This is a genomic window from Myxococcus faecalis (genome assembly GCF_050039385.1).
Taxonomy (GTDB): Bacteria; Myxococcota; Myxococcia; order Myxococcales; family Myxococcaceae; genus Myxococcus; species Myxococcus fulvus.
In genome coordinates this window covers 286,000-299,394 of sequence record NZ_CP144336.1, presented here as the reverse complement: position 1 = coordinate 299,394, position 13,395 = coordinate 286,000, and the positions used below count along the sequence as shown (strand labels likewise).

General features: G+C 70.8%; 12 protein-coding genes. 10 read left to right on the top strand and 2 right to left on the bottom strand.

The window, feature by feature from the left end:
- Positions 1 to 4: 4 nt before the first annotated feature.
- Positions 5 to 526, top strand: coding sequence for an ExbD/TolR family protein (locus tag VZQ01_RS01020; RefSeq protein WP_426746682.1), 522 nt, complete (start codon positions 5 to 7; stop codon positions 524 to 526).
- Positions 527 to 529: 3 nt separating this feature from the next.
- Positions 530 to 1,111 (top strand): ExbD/TolR family protein, encoded by a 582-nt coding sequence (locus tag VZQ01_RS01015; RefSeq protein WP_141329650.1) that lies wholly within the window; start codon positions 530 to 532, stop codon positions 1,109 to 1,111.
- Between the two features lie 57 nt (positions 1,112 to 1,168).
- Here VZQ01_RS01015 and VZQ01_RS01010 read toward each other — a convergent pair whose 3' ends face one another.
- Entirely contained in the window at positions 1,169 to 1,555 is a 387-nt protein-coding gene (locus VZQ01_RS01010) for a TraR/DksA family transcriptional regulator (protein WP_141329652.1), read from the bottom strand.
- A 286-nt stretch (positions 1,556 to 1,841) separates the two neighbouring features.
- Between VZQ01_RS01010 and trmFO the strand changes: the two genes are divergently transcribed.
- Positions 1,842 to 3,215, top strand: a complete 1,374-nt coding sequence (gene trmFO, locus VZQ01_RS01005) for a methylenetetrahydrofolate--tRNA-(uracil(54)-C(5))-methyltransferase (FADH(2)-oxidizing) TrmFO (protein WP_223751769.1) — start codon at positions 1,842 to 1,844, stop codon at positions 3,213 to 3,215.
- Positions 3,212 to 4,870, top strand: coding sequence for a gliding motility protein (locus tag VZQ01_RS01000; RefSeq protein ID WP_426746681.1), 1,659 nt, complete (start codon positions 3,212 to 3,214; stop codon positions 4,868 to 4,870). The genes trmFO and VZQ01_RS01000 overlap by 4 nt, the downstream gene beginning before the upstream one ends.
- An 18-nt stretch (positions 4,871 to 4,888) precedes the next feature.
- Here VZQ01_RS01000 and VZQ01_RS00995 read toward each other — a convergent pair whose 3' ends face one another.
- Positions 4,889 to 5,200 (bottom strand): hypothetical protein, encoded by a 312-nt coding sequence (locus VZQ01_RS00995; protein WP_223751767.1) that lies wholly within the window; start codon positions 5,198 to 5,200, stop codon positions 4,889 to 4,891.
- A gap of 194 nt (positions 5,201 to 5,394) precedes the next feature.
- Between VZQ01_RS00995 and VZQ01_RS00990 the strand changes: the two genes are divergently transcribed.
- From VZQ01_RS00990 to VZQ01_RS00965, 6 genes are all read left to right on the top strand, one after another.
- Entirely contained in the window at positions 5,395 to 7,662 is a 2,268-nt protein-coding gene (locus VZQ01_RS00990; RefSeq protein WP_426746680.1) for an EF-hand domain-containing protein, read from the top strand.
- Between the two features lie 59 nt (positions 7,663 to 7,721).
- On the top strand, positions 7,722 to 8,624 hold the full coding sequence (locus tag VZQ01_RS00985; RefSeq protein ID WP_426746679.1) for a tyrosine recombinase XerC: 903 nt from the start codon (positions 7,722 to 7,724) through the stop codon (positions 8,622 to 8,624).
- A 72-nt stretch (positions 8,625 to 8,696) separates the two neighbouring features.
- Complete coding sequence (gene hslV, locus VZQ01_RS00980; protein ID WP_223751764.1) at positions 8,697 to 9,224, top strand: ATP-dependent protease subunit HslV; 528 nt, start codon at positions 8,697 to 8,699, stop codon at positions 9,222 to 9,224.
- Between the two features lie 10 nt (positions 9,225 to 9,234).
- Positions 9,235 to 10,641 (top strand): ATP-dependent protease ATPase subunit HslU, encoded by a 1,407-nt coding sequence (hslU, locus tag VZQ01_RS00975; RefSeq protein WP_426746678.1) that lies wholly within the window; start codon positions 9,235 to 9,237, stop codon positions 10,639 to 10,641.
- Between the two features lie 46 nt (positions 10,642 to 10,687).
- Positions 10,688 to 11,923: an aspartate aminotransferase family protein gene (locus VZQ01_RS00970; protein ID WP_046713256.1), complete on the top strand. Its 1,236-nt coding sequence runs from the start codon at positions 10,688 to 10,690 to the stop codon at positions 11,921 to 11,923.
- A 111-nt stretch (positions 11,924 to 12,034) separates the two neighbouring features.
- Positions 12,035 to 13,393, top strand: a complete 1,359-nt coding sequence (locus VZQ01_RS00965; protein WP_426746677.1) for a J domain-containing protein — start codon at positions 12,035 to 12,037, stop codon at positions 13,391 to 13,393.
- Positions 13,394 to 13,395 lie beyond the last annotated feature (2 nt).

The window sequence follows — 13,395 nt, the reverse complement described above, 5'->3', positions numbered from 1 at the left end:
GTCCATGGCGTTCTACTACTCCCGCCGCAAGCTGAAGGTCCGCGAGGAAGAGGAGTCGGGCGAGCTGAACGTCGTCCCGTACCTCGACATCCTCATGAACCTCATCATCTTCATGCTGCTGTCGATCACCGGCCTGGCCTCGTTCGGCATCCTGAACGTGAGCGCGCCGGCGTACGGCCCTCCATCGGCGGGCATGACGCAGGAGTCGGCGAGCGACGAGCCGAAGCTGACCTTGTCGGTGCTCATCTCCCGCAAGGGTCACTTCGTCAGCAGCGAGAACGCCATCCTCGGCGAGGCCGGGGCGCCCACGGTGCCCACCCGCGCCGACGGCGACTTCGACTACGCCGCGCTCAACGCGTGGATGATGAAGATCAAGTCGGAGTTCCCCAAGGAGACCAAGGTCATCGTCGGCGCGGACGCGGACATCCCCTACGACGCGCTCATCCAGACGATGGACGCCATCCGCGAGGAGCAGGGCGCCCAGCGCCGCCTGCTGTTCCCCGACGTCACGCTGGCGGGGACCTGAGCCATGGCCGAGACGCTGCCGCACGTGCCGGAGGTCGTCGACGAGGAGGCCCTCGCGCGGCTGCGCTACCGCCGGGCCCTGGCGCGCAAGAAGCGCAAGGAGCGCGAGGCGGCGGGGGAGATCAAGGAGCTGAACATCACCGCGATGATGGACATGATGACCATCCTCCTGGTGTTCCTGCTCAAGTCCTTCGCCTCGTCCTCCGCGGCGGTGACGGCGTCCGAGGACGTGCGTCCCCCCGTGTCCACCACGCGCGCGACGCCCCGGGACACGGTGGCCGTCACGATCACCCCCAAGAGCATCCTCGTGGGCGAGCGCGAGGTGCTGCGGCTGGTGAACGGTCAGCTCCCGGCCGAGGCCCTCCAGGGCCGGCTGGTGCTCCCGCTCGACGCGCGACTGAAGAAGGAAGTGGAGAAGCTCAAGTACATCGCGGAGCGCAATCCGCAGGCGCCCTTCAGCCAGGAGCTGTCCGTCATCGCGGACCGCAAGGTGCCGTACGACATGCTCCTGAGCGTGCTCTACACGGCGGGACAGAACGAGCTGGAGAACTACCGCTTCGTCGTCCTCAAGAAGGACGGAGACTGAAGGCGCCCCCTGGCGTGAGTCAGGGAGCGCCCGGCCCGTGTCCGTGTCCCGCGTCGCCTAGAGGGACGGCGTGGCGTAGTGGCCGCCGCGCATCTCCTGCTCGTGCGCGGTGGCGTCCTCCTCGCAGCGGATGGCGAAGGGCAGGGCCTCCAGGCGCTCCTTGGAGATCTCCTGGCCGCAGTCCACGCACTCGCCGAAGACGCCCATGTCCATGCGCCGCAGCGCGGCGTCGATGAGCATGATTTCACGCCGCTGGGCCTCCATCAGGCTGGACAGGGTGTAGTCCGCCAGCTCCGACTGGGCCTGCTCCTCGTATTCGGGGTCGCGCTCCTGCTCCTTGAGCGCCGTCAGCTCGCGGTGCGCGCCGTCGCTCGTGGTGAGGATTTCCCGCCTGCGGCGCTGGAGTATCTCGCGTACCCTCAGCAAGTCTTGGGCTCGGCTCATGATGGGCCTCGTCTTCGTGGATGCTGCTTCGAGTGCGTCTTGCGCTCGCTCGGAAGCACGCGGCCCCGAGCGACGAACGCGAGAAACGTAGGGGTGCAACCCAGGTGCGGAAACCGCGCCTTCCAACGGGGGGCAAAGGTGGCTCGGGGGGCGGGCGGGCGGACACGGCGGCCTGTCCCCGACGACGGGTTGACGCTCGTGGATTCACGGTCGGGACAGGGCGTGCCAGTCCTGCTAACTGTTGGCTGACGGGCACGCGCGCGTGGGCGCTCCCGGGAGGACGCGGATGTCGGACGTGAAGCAGCGGGTGACGGTGATTGGCGGCGGTCTCGCGGGCACGGAGTGCGCGTACCAGCTCGCCCGCAGGGGCGTGCCGGTGGTGCTGCGCGAGATGAAGCCCCACAAGCGCTCGCCAGCGCACAAGTCGGATTCGCTCGCGGAGCTGGTGTGCAGCAACTCGCTGCGCTCGGACAACCCGGAGAGCGCCATCGGCCTGCTGCACGCGGAGCTGCGGGATTTGGGCTCGGTGGTGCTGTCGAGCGCGGATGCGCACCGGGTGCCCGCGGGCGACGCGCTGGCGGTGGAGCGCGAGGGGTTCTCCCAGGCCATCACCCAGGCGCTGAGGAACTCCGGCGGCGTGGAGCTGGTGGCGGGCGAGGTGGAGACGCTGCCCGAGGAGGGCCCCGTGGTGGTGGCCACCGGGCCGCTGACGTCCGACGCCCTGACGCGCGAGCTGGAGCGGCACGTGGGGCAGAAGCTCTATTTCTACGACTCCATCGCCCCCATCCTGTCGGCGGACTCCATCGACCTGACGGTGGCCTTCCGGCAGAGCCGCTATGGCAAGGGCGGCGGGGACGACTACCTGAACCTGCCGATGAACCGCGAGGAGTACTACCGGTTCATCGCGGAGCTGAAGGCGGGCCAGAAGGTGGTTCCGCACAGTTTCGAGGAACCGAAATACTTCGAAGGCTGTCTGCCCATCGAGGTGATGGCGGAACGCGGCGACGACACGCTGGCCTACGGGCCGATGAAGCCGGTGGGGCTGAGGGACCCGCGCACGGGCAAGGAGCCCCATGCCGTGGTGCAGCTGCGCATGGAGGACCGCGCGGGCACCGCGTGGAACATGGTGGGCTTCCAGACGCGCCTGACGTGGGGGGAGCAGAAGCGCATCTTCACCACCTGCATCCCGGGCCTGCAGAACGCGGACTTCCTGCGGATGGGGCAGATCCACCGCAACACGTTCATCGACTCGCCGCGCCTGTTGTCGAGCGACCTGTCGCTCAAGAGCGAGCCCCGGGTGTTCTTCGCGGGGCAGGTGTCGGGCGTGGAGGGGTACGTGGAGAGCGCGGCGTGCGGCTATCTGGTGGCGCTGGCGCTGCATGCGCGGCTGAGCGGCAAGCCGTGGGTTCCGCCCCCGGCGACGACGGCGCTGGGCGCGCTGTTCCGTCATGTGACGGGCGAAGCGCACCCGCCGGACTACCCGCATCAGCCCTCCAACATCATCTTCGGCCTCTTCCCGCCGCTGACGGGGCGGATGAAGAAGGCGGAGAAGCGCGTGGCGTATTCGGCCCGCGCGAGGACGGACCTGGCGGCGTGGCTGCCACACGCGGGTGTCCCGGCATCGGGCGCCCCGGAGCACGAGGAGCAGAGGAGCGCATGATTCGGCCGAGGCTGGGACGACTTCTGGGCGCGGGGCTGGTCGCCTCGCTCGTGGTGGCTGGCGGCGGATGCAAGAAGAGCGAGGACGCGAAGCCGGCGGGGAGCCCGTCGGCCGCGACTCCCTCGGCGGCGGCGCCGAGCGCGCCCGCCGCGCCGAGCCCCTCCGGGCGGGCTCCGGCGGGCGCGGGGCAGGGGCTGCTGCTGGACGCGGGCCGCGCGGCGGACCTGCGGCTCACGTCGGATGGGCGCTTCGCCACGTACCTGATGAACGGGCAGAAGCCCCGGCTGGACGGCGTGCCGCCGCAGATGCTGCTGGGCGAGCTGCGCGTGGTGCCGGTGGAGGGAGGGGAGCCTCGCAAGCTGGGCGACAGCGTGACGAACGTGCCGGGCGGGCTCTTGTTCTCGGCCGACTCGCGCTACGCGCTGTACCTCACCGGCTACAACCCGGCCTCGCAGTCGGGCACGCTCAACGTGGCGACGCTCGACGACGCGAAGGCGGAGCCGGCGGTGCTCGGCACGGCCGTCAGCTACATGCTGCCCTCGCCGGATGGAACGAAGGTGGCGTTCGTCGACGGCGGCAAGCTGAAGCTGGGGCCGCTGCCCGCGGGGCCCTTCGTCGACGTGGCGGCCGAGGTGAGCACGGCGCAGTTCACCGCCGACGGCAAGGCGCTCCTGTTCAAGCGGCGGCTGTCCGCGGCGGGCGGACTGGCGGTCGTCACCGTGGACAAGCCGGAGGCCGCGCCGCGCAAGCTGGCGGACCAGGTGGGCGACTACTCGGTGTCGCCGGATGGCCAGCGCGTGGCCTTCCAGGTGCGCAGCGAGTCCGTGCGCGGGCTCTATGACCTCTACCTGGCGGAGCTGCCCGCGGAGAAGCCGAAGCGGCTGGCCGTCGCGTCGCAGTCGTTCGGCTTCTCTCCGGACGGCAAGTGGCTGGCGCGCTCGGAGAACGGCAAGCCGGACGTGCCGGGAGACTTGTACGTGGGCCCCGCGGCGGGCGGCCCGGGCCGCAAGGTGGGCGAGCGCGTGGAGACCTTCGCCTTCTCGCCGGACTCGCAGGCGGTGGGCTTCCTGGACAAGTACGACGTGACGGCGCGCGCGGGGTTGATGGCGGTGGCGTCGCTGCCGGACGGCGCGCCCAAGCGGGTGGGGGACCGGGTGCCCAACTTCGTGTGGGGCTCGGACGCGCGCTACGTGGCGTTCCTCTCGCGCTTCCTCAAGCCCGAGTACTCGGTGGACCTGATGCTCTATCCGCTGGGCGCGGAGAAGGCGGAGAAGGTGCACCGGGGCGTGTTCGGCTACGGCTTCATGCCGGGCAACGGCCAGGTGGTGTTCCGCTCGAACTGCATCCGCAACGGCCGCGCGTGTGACTTCAAGGCGCTGGAGCTGCCCCAGAAGGCCGAGCCGCAGACGTGGCTCCAGGGCATCTTCAGCTACAAGCTGTCCACGGATGGCAAGCGCGTGCTGGCCACGTACGCCCGCATGGACTCGGACACGTACGACATCGCCGTGTACGACGCGAAGACGCAGGCGCGAAAGCCGCTGGACCAGGGCGTCCAGGTGCCCGTGTACTTCGGCGGCAAGGAGGACGCGCGCGCCGTCTACATCATCGCGCAGGGGCCCAAGGCGGGCGTCTACAGCGTGAGCGCGCTGCCCTGACCCGGAAGACCTCGGGACTCACCGGAGCGTGAGCTGGAAGCTCACGCCTCCGTCCCCGATGCTGAAGCCCGCGTGCGGGCCGAAGGCGAGCACGGAGAAGAGCGCCACGCCCAGGCATGCGAGCACCACCTTGTGGCCGGTGCGCAGCGAGTGGAAGAAGGTCGTCTCGTAGTTGGCGCCCACGAAGCGCAGCGCGAAGAAGAACCCCACGGGCAGCAGTGGGGTGTCGTTCACCGTGAACCAGAGACTGGAGAGCGCGAGCAGTTGGAAGTAGCGCTTGCGGCTCAGGTGGAAACGGTCGTCGTACTCGGTGGTGGCGGCGGTGTGCATCGGCTCCCTCGCGGAGGTGAAGCGGTGTGCCGCCGACGGGTGCAGGGGCCTCGCCAGCGGGAGGCACGTCGTTCCGATGGCTTGGCCCGCGCCGTCGTCCTGGCCCGGAGACACCGGGTCCGGGATGACAACCCAGGAGCCCCTCGCTCGGTGTCGCCCGAGGGTCCTCGGGTGTGCTTAGGTCCGCGGCGCGCATGACTTCGACTCCGCTCACGTATCGCCGCTATGGCGGCTCGCTCCAGGTCGACATCCCCACCTTCGACGTGCTCGTGGAGGCCTCGCGCATCCCCGAGACGCAGTGGATTGCCACGGCGTGCCCGTTGGAGGGCTTGAGCTGTGACCCGGCCTTCCTCAAGTTCCTCGACACGGATGGCAATGGCCGTGTCCGCGTGGCGGAGGTCCGCAGCGCGGTGGACTGGGCCGCTCGACACCTGAAGGACCGGCGCGGCGCGGACGCGAGCAGCGACGTGCTGGAGCTCAACGCGCTGTCCTCGGAGGGGGCCCCGCTGCGGAGCGCGGCGGAGATGATCCTGCGCACCGTGGGCGCGGCGGACACGGGCCGAATCTCCCTGGCCCAGGTCCGCGCCAGCGACGAGGCGCTGCGCAAGGCGGGGCAGAACGGCGACGGCATCATCGCCCCGGACCGGCTGCCGGAGTCCCTGCGTCCGCTCGCCCGCGACATCATGGCGTCCTTCCCCGAGGTGAAGAACCGCGCGGGGGAGGCGGGCGTCGACAAGCCCATGCTCCAGCGCTTCCGCGACGAGCGTCAGGCGCTGCTCACGCACCTGGGCAAGCGCGGCGACGTCTTCGTCTGGGGCGAGGAGAGCGAGGCGCGCGCGAAGCGCATCCGCGAGGTGGCGCCGCTTCTGGACGCGTACTTCCTGCAGTGCCGGCTCGTCGCCGCGCAGCCCGAGGCGGCGGCGGCCCTGCGGCTGCGCGCGGAGCGGGTGGAGGGCGCGCTCGGTGACACGGCCGCGCTGGGCAAGGCCGCGGGCGCCCTGCCGATTGCTCCTCCCGACGCGGCGGGTGTGCTCGAGTGGTCGCGCCTCTTGCGCGGCCCCGCGTACGAGCAGCTCCAGGCATTCCGTCGCGACGTCGCGGCGCCGCTGACGGGGGACCCGGAGCGCCTGACGGACACGGCGTGGCGCGAGCTGGTGGCGAAGGCGGACGCGGTGCTCGCGTGGTTCGCGACGCGCGACGCGAGCCCCCTGCACAAGCTGGCCGGCTCGCTGGAGACGGTGTCGCTCGCGGACGTGGATGCGCTCGACGCCGCGAGCCAGGCGGACCTCGCGCTGGCGCCCACGCTCGCGTCCATCATCGAGCTGGAGCGGCTGGTGCTCTACCAGCGCTGGCTGCTGGTGTTCGCCAACAACTTCATCAGCATGCCCAACCTGTACCTGCCCAAGGCCCCGGCGCTGATGGAGCGCGGGACGCTCATCCTCGGCGGGCGCAAGTACACGCTGTCGGTGCTCGCCAAGAACCGCGCCGAGCACGCCGCGCTGACGAGCCAGGGCACCACGTGCATCCTCTACGTGATGGTCGCGCCCAAGGACGGCACGCCCGGCTACGAGGTGGCGGTGCCCGTCACGCGCGGCCGCAGCACGGACCTGGTCGTGGGCAAGCGCGGCGTCTTCTACGACGTGGACAACCAGGAGCACGACGCCACGGTCACGCACGTCATCCGTCAGCCCGTGTCGCTGTGGGAGTCGATGACCATGCCCTTCACGCGCATGGCCGGCTTCATCACCAGCAAGGTGGAGGGCATGGCCACCGCGGGCGAGAAGACCTTCGACGCGACGCTGGAGGAGGGCTACGCGAAGACGGTGGCCGCGGCCCCATCCCCCACCGCGCCCCCGGCTCCGGCCACGGCGGCGCCCGCTCCCGCTCCCGCGGCGGCGCCTGGCGGGCTCGCGGGGGTCATCGCGGCCGGCAGCATCGCGGCCGCGGCGCTCGGCTCCTCGTTCGCGTTCATCGTCTCGCAGGTGAAGTCCCTGACGCTGGGGGACGTCATCACGGCCGCGTCGCTCATCGCCATCGCGGTGATGGCGCCGGCGGGGCTGCTCGGCTGGCTGAAGCTGCGTCGGCGCAACCTGGCGCTGCTGCTGGAGGGCTCCGGCTGGGCGCTCAATGATCGGCTGATGCTCACGCGCGGGCTGTCCACGCTGGTGACGCGCCGGCCCCGACTGCCCAAGGGCGCGCGCGTGGACCACCGAGACATGGTCCGCCCGGCGCTGCTCGCCCAGCAGGACGAGGATGGCGAGCAGGAGGGGCTGTCCTGGTGGTCCCGCCTGGGGCTCGCGGCGCTGGTGCTGTTCATCCTGCTCTGGCAGGTGCGCAACCCCATCCTCACCTGGATGTGCCAGAAGGCCTGGCTGTCGGACGCCACGTGCGTGGCGCTGCTGCCCACGCCTCCCGTCGCGCCGGTCGTCGTGCCCACCGCCCCGGCCGTGCCGACGAAGTAGGGGTTTCGTGGGGCCCGGAATCTTGCGAGGCTCTCCGGGCCCCCTACGCTCCCCTCGCCATGACGAACCTGTCGCCGCTCTTGGAGAAGTTCCGGGTCCACCTGGAGGACGAGAAGGGCTCGTCCCCGCACACGGTGCGCAACTACCTGGTCGACCTGGTGGACTACGAGCGCTACCTGGTCGAGCGGATGAAGTCGTCCCTGCTCGCCGGCACGCACGCGGCGATTCGCGGCTACCTGGGCACCCTGAGCGTGGACCACGCGCCCGCCAGCCGCGCGCGGCGCCTGGCCTCCATCAAGTCCTTCTACAAGTACCTGGTGCGCCAGAAGCTGCTGCCCGCCAACCCCGCCAAGCTGGTGAAGAGCCCGAAACTGCCCAAGGCGCTCCCCAAGGTGCTGCCGGTGGAGGAGGTCTTCGCGCTGCTCGACGTGCACGACTTGAAGTCCGTGCTCGGCCTGCGCGACAAGGCCATCCTGGAGATGCTCTACGGCGGCGGGCTGCGCATCAGCGAGCTGTGTGACCTGGACCTGCTCGCCGTGGACCGGAGCGGCCGCATCGTCCGGGTCATGGGCAAGGGCAGCAAGGAGCGCCTGGTGCCCGTCAACGCGCAGGCCATCCGCTCGCTGGAGGCGTACCTGGCGCGCCGGGGAGAGCTGCTCGCGGAGCCCAGGCCGGGGCAGGCGCCGGAGGCCATCTTCCTCAACTTCCGCGGCGGCCGGCTGACGCCCCGGAGCATCCGCCGACACCTGGACCAGCACGTGCTCAAGTGCGCGCTGGCGCGCAAGGTGAGTCCGCACGCGTTGCGTCACTCGTTCGCCACGCACCTGCTCGGTGGGGGCGCGGACATCCGCAGCATCCAGGAGCTGCTGGGCCACGCGAGCCTGTCCACCACGCAGCGGTATACCCACGTCAGCTGGGAGCAGCTCCAGCAGGTCTACGACGCCGCCCACCCCCGCGCCTGAGAAACGGTGCGGGAGCGGACAGGCGGGCGGTGTTCCTTGGAAACGCGGGGCGCGGCTTGTTAAACCCGCTCCATGTTCCACGGCACCACCATCCTCTGTGTGCGACGCGACGGAAAAGTCGCCATCGCCAGCGACGGTCAGGTCTCGCTCGAAAAGACGGTGATGAAGAACACGGCGAAGAAGGTCCGCAAGCTGGGCGAGGGGCAGGTCCTCGCCGGGTTCGCGGGCAGCACCGCCGATGCCTTCACCCTGTTCGAGCGCTTCGAGGGCAAGCTCAAGGAGCACCAGAAGAACATGGCGCGCGCCTGCGTCGAGCTGGGCAAGGACTGGCGCACGGACCGCTTCCTGCGCCGGCTGGAGGCGCTGCTCGTCGTCGCGGACAAGGACAAGACGTTCATCCTGTCCGGCGCCGGGGACGTCATCGAGCCGGACCACGGCATCGCCGCGGTGGGCAGCGGAGGCCCCTACGCGTTCGCCGCCGCCCGGGCGCTGATGGCCCACACGCAGCTGACCGCTCGCGAGGTGGCGCAGCAGTCGCTCTCCATCGCGGGCGAAATCGACATCTACACCAACTCCAACATCTCCATCGAAGAGCTCTAGGAGCCTCCCCGTGGCCGAATCGCGCAAGACGTCCGCCTTCACGCCTCGTGAGGTGGTGGGCGAGCTGGACCGCTACATCGTCGGGCAGAACGCCGCCAAGCGCGCGGTGGCCATCGCCCTGCGCAACCGCTGGCGCCGCCAGCAGGTCTCCGACGACCTGCGCGACGAGATCCACCCGAAGAACATCATCATGATCGGCCCCACCGGCGTGGGGAAGACGGAGATCGCCCGCCGGCTCGCGAAGCTGGCGCAGGCGCCGTTCGTCAAGGTGGAGGCCTCCAAGTTCACGGAGGTGGGCTACGTGGGCCGCGACGTGGAGTCGATGATCCGCGACCTCGTCGAGGCCGCCATCGGCCTGGTGCGCGAGGAGGAGACGGAGAAGGTCCGCCCCCGCGCGGAGGAGCTCGCCGAGGACCGGCTGATGGAGCTGCTCCAGAACAACGGCGCGCCGCGCACGCCGTCCTCGCCGCCGCCGTTCGGCTTCGCGCCGCCGCCTGCGCAGCCCGCGCCCCAGCGCCTGGGCGACAACGAGCGCGAGAAGCTGCGCGCCCAGCTGCGCGCGGGCACGCTGGATGACCAGTTCGTGGAGGTGGAGACGAGCGACAGCGCGCCCACCTTCATGCGCGGCTTCTCCGGCCAGGGCATGGAGGAGATCGGCGTCAACCTGCAGGACCTCTTCAAGAACATGCCCGGCATGAGCAAGACGCGCAGGCGTCGGGTGCGCGTGCCGGAGGCGCTCCAGTTCCTGCGTCAGGAGGAGGCCCAGAAGCTGGTGGACCCGGACCGCGTCCAGCGCGAGGCGGTGGTGCGCGCCGAGTCGAGCGGCATCGTGTTCATCGACGAGATCGACAAGATCGCCAGCCGCGACGGCGGCGGCAAGGGCGGGGGAGGCCCGGACGTCTCGCGCGAGGGCGTGCAGCGCGACATCCTCCCCATCGTCGAGGGCTCCACCGTCAACACCAAGTACGGCATGGTGAAGACGGACCACATGCTCTTCATCGCCGCGGGCGCCTTCCACGTCTCCAAGCCCAGCGACCTCATCCCGGAGCTGCAGGGCCGCTTCCCCATCCGCGTGGAGCTGGAGCCGCTCTCCGGCGACGACCTCATCCGAATCCTGCGCGAGCCGAAGAACTCCCTCTTGCGCCAGTACACCGCGCTGCTCTCCACCGAGGGCGTGCGCCTGTCCTTCACCGACGACGCGGTGACGGAGCTGGCGCGCATCGCCCAGCAGGCGAACGAGCGCACGCAGAACATCGGCGCTCGCCGCCTGCACACCGTGCTCGAGCGGCTGCTCGACGAGGTCTCCTTCTCCGCCAGCGAGCTGGGCCCCCGGGACTTCCAGGTGGACGGCAATTATGTGCGCGAGCGGCTGGGCGCCATCGTCCAGGACGAGGACCTGTCGCGCTACATCCTCTAGCGCGCTATATGGCGCGCACACCGCAGTGCCCTCACCACAAGGAAGGTTGACTCCCTTGCCGCAACCCGTGCCCTCGGCCGCCCCCAGCTCCAACGACACCCTCATCCAGAAGGCCCGCCACCACCTGCTGCAGAACTACAAGCAGCAGCCCATCGTCCTGGCACGTGGGCAGGGTACGCGCGTGTGGGACGCGGATGGGCGGGAGTACCTGGACCTCATCGGGGGCGTGGCCACGTGCGCGCTCGGGCACTGTCACCCGGACGTGGTGGCGGCGGCGCACGCGCAGCTGGACACCCTGTGGCACGTCTCCAACGCGTTCTACTCGCAGCCGCAGATCGACCTGGCGGCGCAGCTGTGCGAGTGGAGCGGCCTGTCGCGCGCGTTCTTCTGCAACTCGGGCGCGGAGGCGAACGAGGCCCTGCTGAAGCTGGCCCGCAAGGTGATGAAGGACCGGGGCACGCCGGAGCGCTTCGAGGTCATCACCTTCGAGCGCAGCTTCCACGGCCGCACCCTGGCCACCGTCACGGCCACCGGACAGCCGAAGTACCACGCGGGCTTCGAGCCGCTGCCCGCGGGCTTCCACCACGTGCCCTACGGAGACCTGGACGCGGTGCGCGCCGCGGTGAAGCCCACCACGGCCGCCATCCTGGTGGAGCCCGTCCAGGGCGAGGGCGGGGTGCGTCAGGCTCCCGCGGGCTTCCTCAAGGGCCTGCGGGCGCTGTGCGACGAGAAGGGCCTGCTGTTGCTGGTGGATGAAATCCAGACGGGCATGGGGCGCACGGGCATCCCGTTCGGCTTCATGCGCGACGGCATCCTCCCGGACGCCATCAGCATGGCCAAGGCGCTGGGCAACGGCCTGCCCATCGGCGCCATGCTGTGCCGCGACGACGTGGGCGCGAGCATGGTGCCCGGCAGCCACGGGTCCACCTTCGGTGGCAACCTGGTGGCCGCCGCCGCCGCCAACGCGGTGCTGAAGGTCATCCGCCAGCCGGGCTTCCTCGACGAGGTGAACTCCAAGGGGGCGTACTTCCTGGAGAAGCTGCGGGGCATCCAGTCCCGGCTGCCCGCGGGCCGTGTGGTGGAGGTCCGGGGCCAGGGCCTGCTGGTGGGCCTGGAGATGGACCGCGACGCGCCCCAGGTGCTCGGCAAGCTGCGCGAGGCGGGGGTGCTCGGCAACGCCGCGGGGGAGCGGACCGTGCGCTTCGCCCCTCCGTTCACCATCAGCCGGGAGGAGCTGGACCAGAGCCTGGCCATCATCGAGCGGGTGCTGACCGCCCTCTGAGGGCGGCCTCCCCTCGGCCGGAGCCGCGGGTTGGGGGACACTGGGTGTTTGACGCCCCGCGTCCCCCAAACCTAGGCTGTTCCATTCGGCAACCCTTCAGCGGACCGTCCTGTGAGCGCGTCAAACACGATTGTCGGCCTGGGGGCCCGGACGGACCACATCGCCACCGTGCCCAACCTGGACCTCGCTCGCCTCCAGCTCTCGCCGGAGGAGGCGGGCGTGTTGTCGCTCGTCGGCAGGGTGGAGCGCATCGACCAGGTGCTGTCACGTTCCACCCTGGGTGAGGCGCGCACCATCGCCGTGCTGCTGGCGCTGCGCGCCAAGGGCGCCATCGTCCCGGCGCGCGTGGTGCAGCGAAACCAGCCGGCGCCCGCCGTGGACGCGGCGATGGCCGAGGAGGTGGACCTCGAGCCGGAGCGCAAGAAGGAGATCATCGACCTGGAGCGCGCGCTGGACGGCCTGGACTACTTCGCCGTCCTCGGCCTGCGTCCGGGCGCCCCCGCCACCGAGGTGAAGCAGGCGTATTACAACGCGTCGCGCCGCTTCCACCCGGACCGCTACTTCGGCAAGAACCTGGGCAGCTTCCGCGCGCGGATGGAGCGCATCTTCCGCAAGCTCACCGACGCCCACAACGTCCTCAGCCAGCAGGACAAGCGCGACGCGTACCTCAAGGCGAACCCGGCGCTCGCACAGGCCGCCGCCGCCGCCTCGGCTCCCTCGACGCCGCCGCCCGTGGCCTCCTCGCCGGCTCCAGCCGCGGCCTCGTATCCGGCCACGGAGCTGACGCCCATTGGCCTCACGCCGCCGCCCGCGCCCTCGCCCCTGCGCATGGCCCGGCCCGCGCCGCCGCCGCCGCGCGCGCCCGCACCGCCACCGGTGAACGACGCGGAGTCGGAGGCCCGGCGCGCCGAGCGACAGGCCCGGCTCGCCCGTCACCCGTACATGGCCAAGAACGTGCGCCTGACGGAGCTGGTGGCCCGGGGCAAGGCGGCCGTGGCCCGAGGGGACTGGGAGCGCGCGTACCAGGACTTCCACCAGGTCCAGACGATGGACCCGAAGAACCGCGAGGTGGCGACGCTGCTGGTGGAGGCGCGCCGCCGTCACGACGAGCAGCGGGCCTCCGTCGAGGTGACGCGGGGGCGGGAGCTGGAGCAGCACGGGGACGACGTCGGGGCGCTCGCGGCGTACCGGCTCGCCTTCTCGCTGGACAACCAGAGCGCCGAGGCGGCCTTCCGCTCGGCGAAGCTGGGGCTCCAGCAGGGCCAGGATGTCGGAGAGGTGCGCGTCCTGGCGCAGCGCGCCGTGGACCTCTTGCCGGGGCGTGTGGAGCACCAGGTGTTGTTGGGGCGGGTGCTGATGGAGTCAGGGGCCAAGAAGCAGGCCAAGCGGGTCTTCGAGGACGCGGCGAAGCTGGACCCCGACAACGCCGAGGCCAAGGCGGCGCTCAAGAAGCTGCGCTGGACGTTCTAGTA

What these genes read in the sequence shown, in the direction of transcription:
- hslV (WP_223751764.1), top strand. Translation starts at nt 8,697, where the DNA reads ATGTTCCACGGCACCACCATCCTCTGTGTGCGACGCGACGGAAAAGTC.
- trmFO (WP_223751769.1), top strand. Translation starts at nt 1,842, where the DNA reads ATGTCGGACGTGAAGCAGCGGGTGACGGTGATTGGCGGCGGTCTCGCG.
- VZQ01_RS00985 (WP_426746679.1), top strand. Translation starts at nt 7,722, where the DNA reads ATGACGAACCTGTCGCCGCTCTTGGAGAAGTTCCGGGTCCACCTGGAG.
- VZQ01_RS00995 (WP_223751767.1), bottom strand. Translation starts at nt 5,200, where the DNA reads ATGCACACCGCCGCCACCACCGAGTACGACGACCGTTTCCACCTGAGC.
- VZQ01_RS01010 (WP_141329652.1), bottom strand. Translation starts at nt 1,555, where the DNA reads ATGAGCCGAGCCCAAGACTTGCTGAGGGTACGCGAGATACTCCAGCGC.
- VZQ01_RS01020 (WP_426746682.1), top strand. Translation starts at nt 5, where the DNA reads ATGGCGTTCTACTACTCCCGCCGCAAGCTGAAGGTCCGCGAGGAAGAG.
- VZQ01_RS01000 (WP_426746681.1), top strand. Translation starts at nt 3,212, where the DNA reads ATGATTCGGCCGAGGCTGGGACGACTTCTGGGCGCGGGGCTGGTCGCC.
- VZQ01_RS00990 (WP_426746680.1), top strand. Translation starts at nt 5,395, where the DNA reads ATGACTTCGACTCCGCTCACGTATCGCCGCTATGGCGGCTCGCTCCAG.
- VZQ01_RS01015 (WP_141329650.1), top strand. Translation starts at nt 530, where the DNA reads ATGGCCGAGACGCTGCCGCACGTGCCGGAGGTCGTCGACGAGGAGGCC.